Genomic DNA, 17169 nt, shown 5'->3' with positions numbered 1-17169 from the left:
GGGCGGCGGCCCGGGCGGGGCCGCTACGCGCTCGCCCGGCGCATCGGGGTGGCGGGCGGAGGGACGCGCATGCCCCGCTCGGCCCACAGGGCGCGCATCCGGTCCGGATAGTCGGTGACGATCCCGGCCACCCCGAGGTCGAGCATCTCGGCGGCCCGGCCGGGCTCGTTGACGGTCCACACGACCAGGGGCAGTTCGGCCTTCTCGGCCCGGCGCGCGAGCTCCTCCTCCATCAGCACGTGGTCGGGGGACAGGGCGGTGCCCCCGGCCGCCACGGCGGCGGCCGGGATGTCGCCGTCGAAGTCCTCAAGCCGCAGGCCGTCGAGCCAGGCGCTGTCCATGGTGGCGCGCTCGATCAGGGCGTAGCGCCGGGTCGCCGGGGCCAGGGAGCGGGCGGCCCGGAGGATCCGCCAGTCGAAGCTGAGGATCGCCGCCCCGTCGAGCCGGTGGTGCCGGTCGAGCTCGGCGACCACCAGCTCGGTGAACTCCTGGGGGTCGGCGCTGAGCTCCGGCCTCGTCGGATCGGACTTCAGCTCCACGTGCATCCGGACGCCGTCGGCGCCGTAGGCGTCCACCAGGCCCAGCACGGCCCCGAGCGTCGGCATCCGGGTGTCCGGCACCGGCACCTGGGTGCCGACGAAACGGTCTTCGGGGTGGCGCGGCAGCCGTACGCCGCAGTCGAGGGTGCGCAGCTGGGCCAGCGTGAGCTCGCCGACCGGCCTGCCCACGTAGGGGAAGAGCGGATCACCGTGGCGGGCCGGCCGGGTGTCGGCGCTGGTCACCGCCGACACCGTGAGGTCGTGGGTGAGCACCAGCCGGCGGTCGGCCGTCAGCGCGACGTCGAGCTCCAGCGCGTCGACGCCCAGCTCCAGGGCATAGGCGAACCCGGGCAGCGTGTTCTCCGGGCGCAGTCCGCGGGCTCCGCGGTGACCATGAATCTCGGCATGCACAGAGGGACCCTACCGACCCCGCGCGCCGATCTCTCGGTACGGCTCGCGCCCGGCGGCCGCCGGGCACGAACCTTACCGGGAGCAGACTAGATCATCGAGTGGATCTGGAGTGTCTGGGTGCGGCCGGGGCCGACGCCGATGGCGGAGATCCGGGCGCCGCTCATCTCCTCCAGGGCCTTGACGTAGGACTGCGCGTTGGCGGGCAGGTCCTCGAAGGTCTTGGCGCCGGTGATGTCCTCCTGCCAGCCGGGGAACTCCTCGTACACCGGCTTGGCGTGGTGGAAGTCGGTCTGGGTCATCGGGATCTCGTCGTAGCGGACGCCGTCGACCTCGTAGGCGACGCAGACCGGGATCCTCTCCAGACCGGACAGCACGTCGAGCTTGGTGAGGAAGAAGTCGGTGACGCCGTTGATCCGGCTGGCGTAGCGGGCGATCACCGCGTCGAACCAGCCGCAGCGGCGGTTGCGGCCGGTGGTCACGCCGTACTCGCCGCCGGTGGTGCGCAGCCACTCGCCCATCTCGTCGTCGAGCTCGGTCGGGAACGGGCCGGAGCCGACACGGGTGGTGTAGGCCTTGAGGATGCCGATCACCCGGGTGAGCCGGGTCGGCGGGATGCCGGAGCCGGAGCAGGCGCCGCCGCTCGTCGGGGAGGAGGAGGTGACGAACGGGTAGGTGCCGTGGTCGATGTCGAGCAGGTTGCCCTGGCCGCCCTCCAGCAGCACGACCTTGTCCTCGTCGAGGGCCTTGTTCAGGATCAGCGTGGTGTCGGCGATGTGCGGCTTGAGGCGCTCGGCGTAGCCGAGGTATTCCTCCAGCACCATGCCGGCGTCGATCGCCCGGCGGTTGTAGATCTTGGTGAGGATCTGGTTCTTCTCGCCGAGGGCGACCTCGATCTTCTTCTGCAGGATGCCCGGGTCGAGCAGGTCCTGGACCCGCACGCCCATCCGGTAGATCTTGTCGCCGTAGGCGGGGCCGATGCCCCGGCCGGTGGTGCCGATCCTGGCCTTGCCGAGGTAGCGCTCGGTGACCTTGTCGAGGGCCTTGTGGTGGGGCATGATCAGGTGCGCGTTGGCCGAGATCAGCAGCCGCTCGGAGGAGACCCCGCGGGCCTGGAGCCCGTCGATCTCGCTCAGCAGCACGCCCGGGTCGATGACGACGCCGTTGCCGATCACCGGGATGACGTTCGGGGAGAGCACTCCCGTGGGCAGCAGGTGCAGCGCGTACTTCTGGTCGCCGATGACGACCGTGTGACCCGCGTTGTTTCCGCCCTGGTATCTGACGACGTAGTCGACCTTGTCGCCGAGCAGGTCGGTCGCCTTACCCTTGCCCTCATCGCCCCACTGGGCGCCCACGAGAACGACAGCCGGCATCGCTAATCTCCTACCACAAAAACGAAAACCCCTGACGCAATCGCGACAGGGGCTCTTGCGTGGAGAGAATACCCGACCGTGTCACATTTGGGGGATCTCCCACCCCTGGGCGGGAGATCCGGGGCTCAGCGTCCGAGCAGTTCCTCGGCCGCGTCGGCGCTGGAGTCCTTCAGGAACTGGAGGCAGCGTTCGGCCTCGTCCCGCTCGCCGATGGCCTGGGCGGCGCGGGCCAGGGCGTGCAGACAACGCAGGAAACCGCGGTTGGGCTCGTGATCCCAGGGGATCGGGCCGTGGCCCTTCCAGCCCGCCCGGCGCAGCTGGTCGAGGCCGCGGTGGTAGCCGGTGCGGGCGAACGCGTAGGACGTCACGGCGTGCCCGCCGGCGAAATACTCGTCCGCGAGCGCGGCCCACGCGGCCGGGTAGGAGGGGAAACGCGCGGCGACATCTGATGCTTGGGCGCCGGATTGCAGCGCCTCTCGGGCCTCGGGCAGGTCCGGCAGCCGGGTGGGTGGCGGGCCGGCGATGAGGTTCTCGTGCGATTCCATAACGACAGTCCTACCCGTTACACCGGTGTCAGGCCAAGATCGGCCCCCGAAGACGCGCTCCGGGGACCGATGTGTCACCCCGGCGGACCTACCGCCGGGGCTCCGAGCGTCGCGGCCCGGACGTTGTGAGCGCTCTGGACGCGCCGCGCGTGCCGGAGCCGGCGGTCCGGGGCCCGGCCGGTCCGGGACCCGGCGGTCCGGGGCGCCCGTGCCCAGGTGAGCCCGTCCGGGGCGTCTGTGCCTAGGAGAGCTTGGTGCCGGCGGACTTCAGGTGCTGGCACGCCTCGACGACGCGGGCCGCCATCGAGGTCTCGGCGGCCTTGCCGTACGAGCGGGGGTCGTAGGCCTTCTTGTTGCCGACGTCGCCGTCCACCTTGAGCACGCCGTCGTAGTTCTTGAACATGTGGTCGGCGATCGGGCGGGTGAAGGCGTACTGCGTGTCGGTGTCGATGTTCATCTTGACCACGCCGTAGGAGATGGCCTCCTGGATCTCCTCCAGCAGCGAGCCGGAGCCGCCGTGGAAGACCAGGTCGAAGGGCTTCTCCTTGCCGTGCTTGGCGCCGACGGCCTCCTGGATGTCCTTCAGCACGCTCGGGCGGAGCTTGACGTGGCCCGGCTTGTAGACGCCGTGCACGTTGCCGAAGGTCGCGGCGAGCAGGTAGCGGCCCCGCTCCCCGAGGCCCAGCGCCTCGGCGGTCGCGAGGGCGTCTTCGGAAGTGGTGTAGAGCTTCTCGTTCATCTCGCCGACGACGCCGTCCTCCTCGCCGCCGACGACGCCGATCTCCGCCTCCATGATGATCCTGGCGCGGGCGCACTTGTCCAGGAGCTCCTTGGCGATCTCCAGGTTCTCCTCCAGGGGTACGGCGGAGCCGTCCCACATGTGCGACTGGAACAGCGGGTCCTGGCCGCGCGCCACCCGCTCCAGGGAGATGTCGATCAGCGGGCGGACGAAACTGTCCAGCTTGTCCTTCGGGCAGTGGTCGGTGTGCAGCGCCACCGTCACGGGATATTTCGCCGCGACGACGCGGGCGTACTCCGCCAGAGCCGTCGCGCCGGTCACCATGTCCTTGACGGTGGTGCCGGACAGGAACTCGGCCCCGCCGGTCGACACCTGGATGATGCCGTCGCTCTCCGCCTCGGCGAAACCTCTCAGAGCGGCGTTGAGAGTCTGGGACGAGGTCACATTTATCGCCGGGTAGGCGAACTCGTTCGCCTTGGCCCGGTCGAGCATCTCTGCGTAGACCTCTGGGGTTGCGATAGGCATCGGTGTCATCTCCCTCGAGACGGCTGTGAACAGCTGGCGGGACTTTGGAGACATAGCCCGTTGGCCAGTATTCCGGGTTCCTTCCCGGCCGGATAGCTCCGTCACCACTTCTACCTGTGCCGTATCTCGATCTGGGCCCTTTCCGCCGGTAGGCTTCACGCCGATGGACCTCCTGCACAACATCCTCGACCCCAAGTGGTGGCTCGGCCTGCTCGGCCCGTTCGCCACCATCGGCGTCCTCGGCATCATCTTCGCCGAGACCGGGCTGCTGCTCGGCTTCTTCCTGCCGGGCGACTCCCTGCTCGTCGCGGCGGGCGTCTTCAGCACGCCCGAGGCGGCCGCGGCCATCGAGGGCCTCAAGCCGCTGTCGTTCCCGCTGCTGCTGGTCCTGGCCCCGGTCTGCGCCATCGCCGGAGCCCAGCTGGGCCACCACCTCGGTGCCACCTACGGCCGCAGGATGTTCGACCGGCCCGACTCCAAGCTCTTCAAGCAGGAATACGTCGACAAGGCCGAGCACTACTTCGAGAAGTTCGGCCCGTCCAAGGCCGTGGTCCTCGCCCGGTTCATCCCGATCGTCCGCACGTTCCTCAACCCGGTCGCGGGCATGCTCGGTATGGACCGCAAGCGGTTCTTCCTGTGGAACTGCGTCGGCGGCATCATCTGGACCGACGGCCTGCTGGTCTTCGGCCGCCTGGTCGGCTCGGCGGTGCCCGACATCGACAAATACATCCTGCCGGGCGCTCTGGTGATCATCCTGCTCTCGATCATCCCGATCGTCAGGGAGTTCATGAAGAACCGCAAGGACGGCGGCGTCCCCGCCGTCCCGCTGCCGCAGGGCAAGCACCACCGCAGCACGCCGACCGGCCCGTCGAGGGGCGACGGTCAGCGATAACGGTCCGCGGAGGTCGGTCGTGGGACCTCCGCCTCAGCCGCTACCCTCCACTGTGTGGGACGCCACAGGTCTGATCCGATGGGCATCGCCCGCCTCGTCCTCATGGGCCTGGCGGTGCTGGCGCTGGTCGCCCTGATCGTGGTCGGCGTCCTGTCCCTGGTCGGCACGCTCGGCTCCGGCACCGAGCCGGCCGCGCGGCCCACTCCGGCGGCCTCGCCCTCCACCCCGCCCTCCACCACCGCCGGGCAGACCCCCACGGTCCGCGTCCAGTGCCTGCGGGAGCACTGCCCCAAGGTCTTCCTCAGGGTCGCCGGGGGCGACGTGCTGATCGACCGGGAGATGGCCGCCGACGAGCAGGCCCAGTCCTTCGACGCCAAGGTCGACGTGGTGCTGACCGACTCCGCCTCCGTCCGCGTCGAGGTGAACGGCGCCGTCCGCCCCCCGGGCAAGGCCGGGGAGCGTCAGGAGTTCACCGTCTCCCGCGACTGACCTCTCAGGCTCGCAGGTCCCGGGCTTTCAGGTCCGGCTCGGCAGGTCCCCGGCTCTCAGGTCCCGGGTTCGCAGGTCTCCGGCTCGCAGGCCCTCGGCTCTCAGGTCCCGGCGCCCGGGTCTCCGGCGCTCAGGCCAGGCCGAGGTCCTGGAGGCTGTAGGCGGTCCGGTACGGCAGGCCGGCCTCGGCGATCGCGGAGGCCGCGCCCCGGTCCACGATCGTGGCCACGGCGACGACCTCGGCGCCGGCCTCGCGCAGCGCCTCCACGGCGGTCAGCGGGGACCCGCCGGTGGTGGAGGTGTCCTCCACCGCCAGCACCCGCCGGCCCGCCACGTCCGGGCCCTCGATCCGGCGCTGCATCCCGTGCGCCTTCTGCGCCTTGCGCACCACGAACGCGTCGAGTGTCCGGCCCCGCGCCGCCGCCGCGTGCAGCATGGCGGTCGCCACCGGGTCGGCGCCCAGGGTGAGCCCGCCGACCGCGTCGTAGTCGAGGTCCTCGGTGAGATCCAGCATGACCCGGCCCACCAGGGGTGCGGCCTGCCCGTCGAGGGTCACCCGGCGCAGGTCCACGTAGAAGTCCGCCTCCTTGCCGGAGGACAGCACCACCTTGCCGTGCACGACGCCCTTGTCCTTGATCTGGGTCAGCAGGTTCTCACGATCGCTCATGGCAACAAGGTTAGGGCGGTTCCGGCAGCGCCCGGATCGTGCCCCCACGGGTGCGGTCACCATCGCCGCGCCCGGACCCGGTCCGCCGGAGGCAACAGTGCGATCCCGGTTTGGTCATGCCGTGAAGCGCGGAATCATCCGACAGGCGACTCCAGGTAATCGTGAGGTAGCAATGAGTGCGAATATGGCTCAAGGTGATGCCGAACTGCTGGCCGAGGCGCGGCATGGGGACGCGGCGGCCTACGGCCGGCTCCACGGACGGCACGCGCCTGCGGCCCGGATCCTCGCCCTCCGGCTCGTCGGCGGTCCCGCCGAGGCGGAGGAGGCCGTGGTGGAGACGTTCGCCGGGATCCTCGGACTCCTCAGGCGGGGTGGCGGCCCGCGGGAGGCGTTCCGGCCCTACCTGCTCACCGCGCTCCGCCGTACGGTCCATGACAGGCCGCCGGTGGAGGGCGGCCAGGCGGCCACCGGGGAGATGGAGGCGCCCGACCCGGACGCGTTCACCGGAGGGACGGGAACGCTCGACCCGGACGCGTTCACCGAAGGGACGGAGGCGCCCGAGCCGGACACGTCCTTCGCCGGCCCCGCGCCGACCGGCCCGGCACGCTCGCCGGCCGTCAGGGCCTACCGGTCCCTGCCGGAGCGCTGGCAGCTCGTCCTGTGGCATACGGGGGTCGAGGGGGCCACGGCCGCCGAGGTGGCGCCCCTGCTGGGCCTGACGGCCGGTGGGGCGGCCGCCCTGGTCCGCACGGCCAGGGAGGGGTGGCGCCAGGCATACCTGCGGGCCCGTCTCGCCGGGGTCCCGAGGCCGGGATGCCGTCCCGTGCTGGGCGGGATGGACGCCTACGTGCGGGGCGCCCTGGCCAGGCGCGAGAGCCGGGCCCTGGACGGGCACATGGACGACTGCACCGGATGCCACGAGGCGTTCCTGGAGCTCACCGACGTCGACCGGAGCCTGCGCGCCACCGTCGGCCCGCTCGTCGCCGGCCCCGCGCTCGCCGGATACCTCGCGGCTCTGGGCGGCGTGGGCGCCGCCGGCACGTCCGGACCGTCCGGCCGGTGGCGGCCGGCGCCCGCGGCGCGGCGGCGGGCGGTCGCGGTCGGCGCGGCGGCCGGCACGGTCACCCTGGCGGCGGCCCTCACACTGGTCTCGGCCCGGGGTCCGCAGGCCGCGCCGGCCGCCCCGGTCCCGGATCCGCCGCCGATCGCCGCCCCGGCGCCCGCGCCGCAGGACCCGCCGTCCCCGCCGCCGTCCCCGCCGGGCAGGACGCCCTCGCCGGGGGAAGGAGACCGGTCGCGGGGGCGGGCCGGCCCCCGGCCCGCCGCGCCGCCCTCCGGCGGAGGAGCGGCCCTCGTGCCCGCGCCGCCCTCCGGCCGGGGAGTGGCCCTCGTGCCCGCGCCGCGCCTGATCGCCAGGATCGACGCGCTCGGCGCGCTGGTCCGCTCCGAGGCGGGCATCGTGGCGGTACGGCTGCGCAACGTCGGTGCGGGGGAGAGCGGGGAACTCGTCGCCGACGTCGGCCTGCCGTACGGGGTGACGGTTTCCGCGGCGGCGCGCCGGGGGCGGGCGGTCTCCGTCGTCAAGCCGGTCGGCACGGTCGACGGCTGGGCCTGCCGCGCGGACGTGGCGGGCGCGCGGTGCTCCCGGGGGCCGCTGGCGGCGGGCCGGACCACAGCGATCTTCCTCCGGGTCGTGGTCTCGCCGGCGGCGGCCGAGGGGGCCGCGCCCTCGGTCCGGGTCTCCACCCCGGGGGCCGGGGTGACGGCCAGGGCGCGGACCGGGGTGCGGGCCGTCGGGGCTCCGGCCCGGTTCGCCACCGACGGCCAGGTGGTCACCTCCGCCATCGGCAACACCTTGCTGGACTGCGCCCGCGCCGACCGCCGGTGCCGGGCCGCCCGGTCCCGCCGGGGCCACAGCCGCGACAACGACCTGTGGAGGATGAGGCCCTTCGACCAGGACCGGGACGGGTCGACGAGAAGTTCGAGCGCGGCCCGGCTGTCCCTGCCCAGGAGAGCCAGGCTGGTCTGGGCCGGGCTCTACTGGTCGGCCAGCGCGCCCGCGGACGGCCGGATCAAGTTCAAGGCGCCGGGGGACGGGGGCTATACGCGGGTGCGGGCCGACCGGGTGACGGAGCGGCGGCTGCCCGCCGGGACGGCATACCAGGCGTTCGCCGACGTGACCCGGCTGATGGGCGGGCTCCGCGGGACATACTGGGCGGCCGACGCCTCGCTCACGCCCGGCGTCTCCCGGCACGCCGGATGGAGCCTGGTGGTCATCGCGGCCGACTCCCGCCGGCCGTACAGCCAGGCCGTCGTCGTCGACGCCGCCACCGTGGTGGACCGGGAGCACGGACCCGCGTGGATCCCCCTCGACGGGCTGACGTCAACGGCCTCGCCCGCCCGGGTCCACCTGGTGACCTGGGAGGGCGACGCCGACCTGAGGGGGGAGCGCGTCACGCTGGGCGGGCGCCCGCTCCGGCCGGACGACGGTGACCGGGACGCGGACAACCCCTTCGACGGGTCCGCCACGGGGGCCGAGGGCACGGACCTGACCTTCGGCACGGACGTCGACGGCTTCCGGGCGCCTCTCGGCCCGAACCCCGTCCTCAAGGTGAGCACCGGCCGTGACGTCCTGTTCTTCGGCGCGGCGGTGGTGCGGGTCCAGGTCCGTTCGTGAGGGTCCTGGGGGGCCGCCCGTGAGGTCCGGGGGTCCGGGAGGTCCGGCCGGAGCGCCGCGGGTTCCGGCGGGCCACGGTGGGTCCCGGTGAGTTTTCCGCGCGGCGAGAAGCGGCGGGAGTGTGGAACGGGCCAATAAAGGCCGGGGACAGGTACGGCCAACGGGGGCGGTCTCAAGAACTGGACGAACTGGTACGGTCTGCGTGAACACTCCGGCGTATGGTCAGGCGCAGGTCGAATCGTCGGGATTCACCCTCGGACGATCAGTTGCTTGATTACCCTGAGGAAGGGCCGTCTGGCTGGTCTCTCAGAGGTCTTTCAGGCTTGTCTGAGCCGAAGGGGCGGGCCACGTAGGAAGGGCGGTGTCGCGTGGATCGCTGCGCGCTGTTCGTGGACGCAGGCTACCTGCTGGCCGACGGCGCGATGGCCGTGCATGGGACCCGCCATCGCGAGGCGGTCTCCTGGGACTACCCGGGTCTGCTCAAACTGCTCGGCAACCTGTCCAAGGAGCGCACCGGGCTGCCGCTGCTGCGCTGTTACTGGTACGAGGCGAGCGTCGAGGGCCGTCGCACCGCCGAGCACGACGCGCTGGCCGACCTCCCCGGCCTCAAGCTCCGGCTGTCACGCATCCGTCCCGGCCGCCGCGAGGGCGTGGACGCCCAGGTCCACCGCGACCTGATGACGCTGGCCCGCAACAGCGCGGTCTGCGACGCGGTGGTGGTCAGCGGCGACGAGGACCTGGCGCAGGTCGTCTGCGACGCCCAGGACCTCGGCATCCGGGTCACCGTCGTGCACATCGCCGCCGACGGCGGCTGGGCGGTCTCCCGCTCGCTCCGCCAGGAGTGCGACGACCTGATCGAGATCGGCAGCAGCCATCTGCGGCCTTACGTCAGCCTGGCCACCGGCTCCCCGGAGACGCCCGCCCTGAGCAACGGCCACCAGCCGGCCGGCAACGGCCAGGCCACCGTCGCCCTCGGCAACGGCGCCCCGCCCACCGCGCCGGCCCCGCTGGTCCAGGCTCCCCGAGCCACTCCCGCGCCCGCCGCCCCCCATCCCGCGCCGCCGTCCTACCCGGCCTACAATCACGAGCCCCCGCCGGCCCCGGCTCCCCAGCCGCCGCAGACCCCCGCGCCGCAGCCCCTGGCCGCCCCCAACAGCCCGACCGGCCCGCTGCCGACCCCCCAGCAGGCCCAGCAGTACGGCACGGGCAACACCGGCGGCATGCCCGGCTACCAGCCCGGCCAGCTCGGCGCCTACACCGGTCCCCAGGCGGCCCCCGTGCCGGTCCAGAACGCCTCCAACAGCAGCACGACCACCCTGTCCGACGCCGTGAAGGCCGCCCACAAGGAGGGCCACGACTTCGGCGAGTCCGTCGCCAAGGACGCCCCCGCCCTGTGGCTGGAGGCCGTGCTCGCCCGCAAGCCCCGCATGCCCTCCGACCTGGAGGCCCGCCTCCTCCAGGGCTCCTCCCTGCCGATCGACTTCCTCCTCCACGACGAGGTCCGCCACGCCCTCCGCCGGGGCTTCTGGGACGCGCTGGAACGCGCCCGCCGCTAGGCTCCGCGGTCCGTGGCCGGCGGACTCGCGAGGGTCACCCCATGGCCGGACGGGGGCCGGGCGCGGCCGTGCTCATGCTCTCCTCCGCGGAGCCTTCCGCGGGGACGGCGGAGGTGGGCCCGTAGCCGCTGGCCTGCAGGGTGAACAGCCGCGCGTACTCACCTCCCAGCGCCACGAGCTCGCGGTGGGAGCCGCGTTCGGCGATCTTCCCCTCGCTCAGCACGACGATGAGGTCCGCCTCCCGCAGGGCTCCGAGCCGGTGTGAGATCAGGACGCTGGTACGGCCTGCCCGGTGCCGGCGCAGTCCCAGGTGGACGGCGTGCTCGGCCTCCGCGTCCAGGCCGGAGCTCGGCTCGTCGAGGATGAGCAGATCCCGGTGGTGACGCATCAGGGCGCGGGCCAGCGCCAGCCGCTGCCACTGCCCGCCCGACAGCACCACCCCGGCCTGTTGGTCCTCGTCGTCACCGAAGAAGATCCGGCTGAGCAGCGTGTCGTAACCCTTCGGCAGGTCGGCGAGCGTGTCGTGGATCCCGGCGCGCCGGGCGGCGGTCCGGACGAGCTCCGGATCGGCGCCCGCGGCCAGGTCGCCCAGCATGATGTTCTCGCCGGCGGTGAGGTCGTAGGACATGTAGTCCTGGAACACCACGCCGATCCGTTCGCGCAGGTCGGCCGGGCGCATGTCACGCAGGTCGACGCCGTCCCAGTGGATGGAGCCGCGGACCGGGTCGTACAGCCGGCACAACAGCTTGACCAGGGTGCTCTTGCCCGCCCCGTTCAGGCCGACCAGGGCGACGGCCTGGCCGTGCGGGATGAAGAGGTCAACCCCCCGCAGCACCCAGGGGTGCTCGTCGTCATAGCGGAACCACACGTCGCGCAGCTCGATGCCCTCTCGCAGCGGGGGCAGCGCGGTGGGCTCCGCGGGTACCGGGAGACCGGGATCAGCCTGGACGACACCGAGGTAGTGCCCGAACATCAGCAGGGCGTTGTGCGCGCTCGCCCACTGGCCGACGATCGAGGTCAGGGCCGTCTGCACCCCGGCGACGGCGGCGACGAACACCGAGACGTCCCCGACGCTCAGACCTCCCGCCGTGGCGGCCAGCACGGCCCAGAACAGGCCACCGGCCGCGACGACGGCGCCCAGCAGGGACAGCAGCCCCTGGCTGCGCAGCGTCCGCCGGTCCAGATCCCGTTCGGCCTCGTTGACGGTCTTGAGTTCGGTGAGCATCCGGGTGCGCAGGAAGTCACCCAGCCCGAACAGTCGCACCTCCTTGGCGGCGTCGGGGCTGGTGAGGAGGGCGCTGAAGAAGATCTGACGACGCGTGTTGGAGCTGATGCCCCACATCGTGCGGGCCCTGCGGCGGCTCAGCGCGAGCTGCACCCTGGCCGACGGCAGCGCGGCGGCGATGACGATGACGACCATGACCGGGCTGAGCACGGTCAGCGTGGCCATGAACCCCAGCAGCGTCAGGAGGCCCTGGCAGATCGCCAGGGACGAGCCGACGATCTGCTGCGGGGCGTTCTGACCGGCCTCGTGGGCCAGCCGCAGCTCGTCGTGGAAGGAGGGGTTCTCGAAGCGGCTGAGCCCGGGGTCGGCGTTGACGGCCCGGAACAGCCGGTCGTAGATCAGTCGTTGGAGCCCCCGGTGCAGCTGCCCCGTGAGGTACTCGGAAACATGCGGCAGGACGACCAGAGCCAGACCCGCCACCCCGAGGGCGGCCGCGAGGGGGAGCAGGACACTCCGGCCCCCGTCGCCGGCCAGCCCGTCGAGAACCAGCTTGGTGAGCCAGGCGGTCGCCACCGGCGCCGCCCCCATGAGCAGCACCACCACCAGTGAACCGGCCACGGCGGCAGGCTGGGCCTGCCAGGCCAGCTCGCCCGCCGCCCGCCCGCGGTGGAGAAGGGACCCGGTCCCCGAGCCCTCCCCGCCGGGCTCCCTCACGTGCGCGCCGCCAGTGGCAGCCGGTCCGGGGCGTCCGCCGCAGCGGTGATCACCGCGCGGTCGTCGACGAGATAGAAGGTCGGGAAGAACGACACCTGGAACGCCTGGCCCAGCGGCCCGTCCGGTGGTTCGACGACCACGGGAGCCACCGGAGCCAGCGCGGCGGTGAACACGCCGGCGTCCTCCGGGTCGCCCGTGACCACCGCCAGCGCGCGTCCGGGCCCCAGCTGTCCCGCCCAGGCGGTGAACTCGGGCAGCCGCTCGTGGCAGGCGGCGCAGGTGGTGGAGAACATCCCCACCAGGGTCGGCCCGGTGAAGAAGTCCTGTGACACGGTCGTGCCGTCAGACGCGGAGGCGGTGAACTCGGGCAGCGCGGTGCCGGAGGCCACGAGCGGCGGTCTCGTCGACCGGCCGTTGGCGAGCTGGGCCGAATGCTCGCGGAGGCGGCGGATGACGGCCAGGGTCAGCAGGAGGTTGACGGCGCACAGGGCCCCGACGAAGACGACGGCGACGACGAGGTACGGCATCGAGATCCCCTCACAGGTGCCCGGGAGTGGGCGGTGGCCCGGCGAACAGGTCGGCCAGGTCGTCGAAGAAGACGACGGCCAGGGCGAGCACACCGGCGCCGGCCATCGCGATGGCGACGCCCGCGGGATGCGCGTCACCCGGTGCGGTGAGCAGGTGGGCCACGCCTCCCGTCGCGGTGACGGCGAGCAGGCCCGCGTTGCGGATCAGGTGCCTGCCGCTCAGCGGGGTCGCCGTGGCGCCGAAGCAGCGGCAGGGGGTCCGGGAACCGGAGCGCACGACCCGCGCGATGCCCGCGCAGAACGCCAGCAGTACGGCGCCGGCCAGCACGAAACCGGCCGGCACCGTCCACTGGACCGTCAGCAGTACGACGACGCACGCCTCGGCGAGGATCACCGCGACGCTCAGCGGCGTCGCCCTGCCGGTGGCGAGCGGGACCATGTCCGGCACGGAGGCACGGAAGGCAAGGAAGGCCTCCCGGCCGCGCACCTTGCCGAACACCGCCACCAGGAAGACGACGCCCAGTGCGCATCGGCAGGCCAGCGCCACGTACTGCATGACGGTCACTCGGCCGGAGTCTCGGTCAGCGCCAGGGGGTGCAGGCCGTGCGGCCGGCGGCGATGCAGCACGTCCGGCGTACGGTGTACCCGACCCACTTCGTCTCGTCCCAGCACGTCTCAGCGGCCGCGGAGGCCGTGGGGAGCAGCCTGTCGAGCAGACGGTCGCCCAGCTTGCCGAGGGAACGGATCATGAGATCTCCTCTGTCGAACCGTACGGTGTGATCGATACCGATTGGTCATCGAGCGTTGCCTGCCATCTCCGTGCGGCCGGAGTCGGTGATCATCGCTCGTTGGCGCCTGCACCGTAAGCCGGACCAAGATCAGAGAATAATGGTGAAGATCGCCACACCAGCGGTCACGCTTCGACAGTTTCTGATCTTGACATCTGCCCGCGGAGTGATTTCGGCCTGCTCTAGGCGTCTTTTATAGCTAATTTCGGATAGGTGCCTTTGGGGCCGGCTCACCAAAAATCCTCTCCGCGGAGACACCCTGCCGGGCCCCGTCCCGGTGCGACCGGCCGGCGCCGGCCTCGCCGACGCGACATGCGCCCTCTCCCGTGCGCCGGGTCCCAGCCGGCCCGGTCGAGGCCGAGTGGCGCGTACGGCCTCGCGAGGGCCGCGCCTATGCCTCGCGAGGCCCGCTGCGCCTAAGCCGGGCGAGGACTGCCGTACCTACGCCTGGCGAGGGCCACGCGTGCCACGCGAGGGCCCGTCCGGACGCGGCCGTGCTCAGGTGAGGGCGTCCAGGCCCGCCCTGAGGTGGCTGAGGCGGTGGGCCAGGTCGGACAGCGGCCCCGCGAGGCTCGGGTCGTTGGCCTTGCGGGCCAGCTCGCTGACTCGGGCGAGCTCGTCCTCGACCGCGGTGAGGCGCCTGGACAGCTCGGGGAGCACGGCCGCCTGGTCGGACGCCTCGCCCGGCGGCAGCTCGGCGGCCAGGCGCTCACGGAGCATGGACGCCTGCTCGGCCAGGCGGCGGTTCATGTTGTAGAGCTCGACGAACACCGCGACCTTGGCCCGGAGCACCCAGGGGTCGAACGGCTTGGTGAGGTAGTCGACGGCCCCGGCGGCGTAGCTGCGGAAGGCGTAGTCGGGGGCGCTGTCGACCACGGTCAGGAAGATGATCGGGATGTTGCGGGTGCGCTCGCGGCGCTTGATGTGGGACGCGGTCTCGAATCCGTCCATCCCCGGCATGCGCACATCCAGCAGGATCAGCGCGAACTCGGTGTTGAGCAGGGCTTTGAGCGCCTCTTCGCCGGACCTGGCCCGGACGGGTATCAGGTCGAGGGAGCTGAGGATTGCCTCGAGCGCGATCAGGTTCTCCTCCCGGTCGTCCACCAGGAGGATTTTCGCTCGCTCAGGCATTGATCACGCCCCTTCGTCGGAGTCACCGGCCGGCTTGCCCCGGGTGAGCCAGCCGCGCAGGCGTTCGAGCAGGCGGTCGACGTCCACGGGCTTGGGCACGTAGTCGGAGGCGCCGGACGCGATGCTCTTCTCCCGGTCGCCCTGCATGACCTTAGCGGTAAGCGCGATGATCGGCAGATCGGCGAACTGCGGCATCCGGCGGATGGCGGAGGTGGTGGCCCAGCCGTCCATCTCGGGCATCATGATGTCCATCAGCACCAGCGCGACGTCCTCGTTGCGTTCGAGCTGCTCGATGCCCTCGCGGCCGTTCTCGGCGTAGACCACCGTGGAGCCGTACCGTTCGAGGACGCTGGTCAGGGCGAAGACGTTGCGGATGTCGTCGTCCACGATCAGGATCTTGGCGCCGGTGAGCGGGTCGTCACCGCCCTTCCACGCCTGGGCCTCCTCCTGCGGGAAGTGCGGGACCGGCATGTCCTCCGGCAGCGCCAGCTCCGGCAGGTCGTCGGGCTCCTCCAGCACCCCGATGAGCGTCTGGCTGCGCGGCGGGGAGTTGGGCGCGGCCGCTCCGCCGTCGCGCGAGGACAGCGGTCCGCCGTAGGACGGCGGCAGGTAGAGGGTGAAGGTGCTCCCCTGGCCCACCTCGCTGACCACGTGGATCTCGCCGCCGAGCAGGCGGGCGATCTCGCGGCAGATGGACAGGCCCAGGCCGGTCCCGCCGTACTTGCGGCTGGTGGTGCCGTCGGCCTGACGGAACGCCTCGAAGATGACCTCCAGCTTGTCGGCGGCTATGCCGATGCCGGTGTCCACCACCTCGAAGGCCAGGATGCCGTCGGCGCCGCGCAGGGTGTCGTCCACGAAGGTCACGGCACGCTGGGCGTGGATCACGCGCAGCCGCACCTCGCCCTTGGGCGTGAACTTGATCGCGTTGGAGAGCAGGTTGCGCAGCACCTGCTGCAGGCGCTGCTCGTCGGTGCGGAGCTCCTGCGGGATCGACGGGTCGACCTCGACCGCGAACGACAGCCCCTTGTCCTGGGCCAGCGGCGCGAAGGTGGCCTCGAAGTAGTCGACGAGCTTGGGCAGGGAGATCTGCTGGGGGTGGATGTCCATCCGCCCGGCCTCGACCTTGGACAGGTCGAGGATGTCGTTGATCAGCTGGAGCAGGGCGGAGCCGGCGCCGTGGATGGTCCGGGCGAACTCCACCTGCTGGACGGTGAGGTTGCCCTCGGCGTTCTCGGTGAGCAGCTTGGCCAGCACGAGCAGGCTGTTGAGCGGGGTGCGCAGCTCGTGGGACATGTTGGCCAGGAACTCGGACTTGTAGCGCGAGGAGACCGCGAGCTGCTCGGCGCGCTCCTCCAGCGTCCGGCGGGCCTGCTCGATCTGGAAGTTCTGGATCTCGATGGCCCGGTTCTGCTTGGCCAGCAGCGCGGCCTTGTCCTCCAGCTCGGCGTTGGAGCGGCGCAGCTCCTCCTGCTGGCGCTGGAGCTCGTCGGAGCGTTCCTGGAGCTCGGTGGTGAGGCGCTGCGACTCGGTCAGCAGGTCCTCGGTCCGGGAGTTGGCGATGATCGTGTTCATCGTGACGCCGATGGTCTCGACGAGCTGGGTCATGAAGTCGTGGTGGACCTCGCCGAAGTGGCTGAAGGAGGCCAGCTCCACGACGCCCAGGACCTGGGTCTCGAACAGGATCGGCAGCACGACGATCTGGGCCGGGGCGGAGGAGCTGAGGCCGGTGTCCACGGTGAGGTATCGGGCCGGGACGCTCTCCAGGATGATCCGCTTGCCCTCGAACGCGGCCTGTCCCACGATCCCCTCGCCGACCGAGAAGCGCTGCCGGATCTTCGAGCCGGGGCGCGCGCCGTATCCGGCGATCAGATAGAGGTCGTGGTCGCCGGTGGGCTCGGCCAGGTAGAAGGCGCCGTAGTGGGCGGAGACCAGCGGGGTCAGCTCACTCATGATCAGCTTGGCGACCTCCATCAGGTCGCGGTGGCCCTGCATGAGGCGGGAGATCCGCGCCAGGTTGGACTTCAGCCAGTCCTGTTCCTGGTTGGCCTTGGTGGTGTCGCGCAGCACCGACACCATCGTGTTGATGTTGTCCTTCAGCTCGCCGATCTCGCCGCCGGCGTCGACGGTGATCGAGCGGGTCAGGTCGCCGGTCGCGACCGCGGTGGTGACCTCGGCGATCGCGCGGACCTGAGTGGTCAGGCGGCCCGCCAGCTCGTTCACGTTCTCGGTGAGGCGCTTCCAGATGCCCTCGGCGCCCTCGACGCGGGCCTGGCCGCCGAGCTTGCCCTCGGAGCCGACCTCGCGGGCCACCCGGGTGACCTCGGAGGCGAAGGAGGAGAGCTGGTCGACCATGGTGTTGATGGTGGTCTTGAGG

Annotated in this window: 15 protein-coding genes; 4 read left to right on the top strand and 11 right to left on the bottom strand. The window is 71.9% G+C overall.

Annotation, left to right across the window (positions count from 1 at the left end):
- Positions 1–23: 23 nt before the first annotated feature.
- The 4 genes from ACWDS7_RS11720 to fbaA form a co-directional block, all read right to left on the bottom strand.
- Positions 24–950, bottom strand: a complete 927-nt coding sequence (locus tag ACWDS7_RS11720; RefSeq protein WP_306860862.1) for a glycerophosphodiester phosphodiesterase family protein — start codon at positions 948–950, stop codon at positions 24–26.
- 86 nt (positions 951–1036) lie between these two features.
- The gene (locus ACWDS7_RS11715) at positions 1037–2320 is read right to left on the bottom strand and encodes an adenylosuccinate synthase (RefSeq protein WP_306860860.1); all 1284 of its coding nucleotides are present in this window, start codon (positions 2318–2320) and stop codon (positions 1037–1039) included.
- 125 nt (positions 2321–2445) lie between these two features.
- Positions 2446–2865 (bottom strand): DUF3151 domain-containing protein, encoded by a 420-nt coding sequence (locus tag ACWDS7_RS11710; RefSeq protein ID WP_451929229.1) that lies wholly within the window; start codon positions 2863–2865, stop codon positions 2446–2448.
- Between the two features lie 241 nt (positions 2866–3106).
- Positions 3107–4129, bottom strand: coding sequence for a class II fructose-bisphosphate aldolase (fbaA, locus tag ACWDS7_RS11705; protein ID WP_451929228.1), 1023 nt, complete (start codon positions 4127–4129; stop codon positions 3107–3109).
- A 163-nt stretch (positions 4130–4292) separates the two neighbouring features.
- On the opposite strand from fbaA, the gene ACWDS7_RS11700 reads away from it, so the two are divergent.
- Together ACWDS7_RS11700 and ACWDS7_RS11695 are read left to right on the top strand one after the other, a co-directional pair.
- Positions 4293–5021 (top strand): DedA family protein, encoded by a 729-nt coding sequence (locus ACWDS7_RS11700; RefSeq protein WP_306860854.1) that lies wholly within the window; start codon positions 4293–4295, stop codon positions 5019–5021.
- 54 nt (positions 5022–5075) lie between these two features.
- Positions 5076–5510, top strand: a complete 435-nt coding sequence (locus ACWDS7_RS11695) for a hypothetical protein (protein WP_451929227.1) — start codon at positions 5076–5078, stop codon at positions 5508–5510.
- Between the two features lie 130 nt (positions 5511–5640).
- Here the strand turns inward: ACWDS7_RS11695 and pyrE are convergent, their stop codons facing one another.
- Entirely contained in the window at positions 5641–6177 is a 537-nt protein-coding gene (gene pyrE, locus ACWDS7_RS11690) for an orotate phosphoribosyltransferase (RefSeq protein WP_306860850.1), read from the bottom strand.
- A 184-nt stretch (positions 6178–6361) separates the two neighbouring features.
- Here pyrE and ACWDS7_RS11685 point away from each other — a divergent pair, with 184 nt between their 5' ends.
- Both ACWDS7_RS11685 and ACWDS7_RS11680 read left to right on the top strand, forming a co-directional pair.
- Positions 6362–8854 carry an RNA polymerase sigma factor gene (locus ACWDS7_RS11685; RefSeq protein WP_451929226.1) on the top strand — a complete coding sequence of 831 codons (2493 nt, stop codon included), beginning with the start codon at positions 6362–6364 and terminating at the stop codon, positions 8852–8854.
- Positions 8855–9222: 368 nt separating this feature from the next.
- Positions 9223–10410, top strand: coding sequence for an NYN domain-containing protein (locus tag ACWDS7_RS11680; protein WP_451929225.1), 1188 nt, complete (start codon positions 9223–9225; stop codon positions 10408–10410).
- A 34-nt stretch (positions 10411–10444) separates the two neighbouring features.
- Here ACWDS7_RS11680 and ACWDS7_RS11675 read toward each other — a convergent pair whose 3' ends face one another.
- The 6 genes from ACWDS7_RS11675 to ACWDS7_RS11650 form a co-directional block, all read right to left on the bottom strand.
- The gene (locus ACWDS7_RS11675; protein WP_451929224.1) at positions 10445–12253 is read right to left on the bottom strand and encodes an ABC transporter ATP-binding protein; all 1809 of its coding nucleotides are present in this window, start codon (positions 12251–12253) and stop codon (positions 10445–10447) included.
- A gap of 92 nt (positions 12254–12345) precedes the next feature.
- Complete coding sequence (locus ACWDS7_RS11670; RefSeq protein WP_451929223.1) at positions 12346–12876, bottom strand: TlpA family protein disulfide reductase; 531 nt, start codon at positions 12874–12876, stop codon at positions 12346–12348.
- A 10-nt stretch (positions 12877–12886) separates the two neighbouring features.
- A complete protein-coding gene (locus ACWDS7_RS11665) occupies positions 12887–13432 on the bottom strand; it encodes a MauE/DoxX family redox-associated membrane protein (RefSeq protein WP_451929242.1) in 546 nt (181 codons plus the stop codon).
- Between the two features lie 25 nt (positions 13433–13457).
- Positions 13458–13625: a hypothetical protein gene (locus ACWDS7_RS11660; protein ID WP_306860837.1), complete on the bottom strand. Its 168-nt coding sequence runs from the start codon at positions 13623–13625 to the stop codon at positions 13458–13460.
- A 537-nt stretch (positions 13626–14162) separates the two neighbouring features.
- Positions 14163–14795 carry a response regulator gene (locus tag ACWDS7_RS11655; protein WP_306860835.1) on the bottom strand — a complete coding sequence of 211 codons (633 nt, stop codon included), beginning with the start codon at positions 14793–14795 and terminating at the stop codon, positions 14163–14165.
- A 3-nt stretch (positions 14796–14798) separates the two neighbouring features.
- The coding region (locus ACWDS7_RS11650; RefSeq protein WP_451929222.1) for an ATP-binding protein at positions 14799–17169 on the bottom strand (2371 nt) is incomplete at its 5' end.

Source organism: Streptosporangium sp. NPDC003464, from assembly GCF_053588315.1.
Note: the sequence above shows the minus strand (reverse complement) of the source record. Positions and strands in the feature narration are given on the sequence as shown.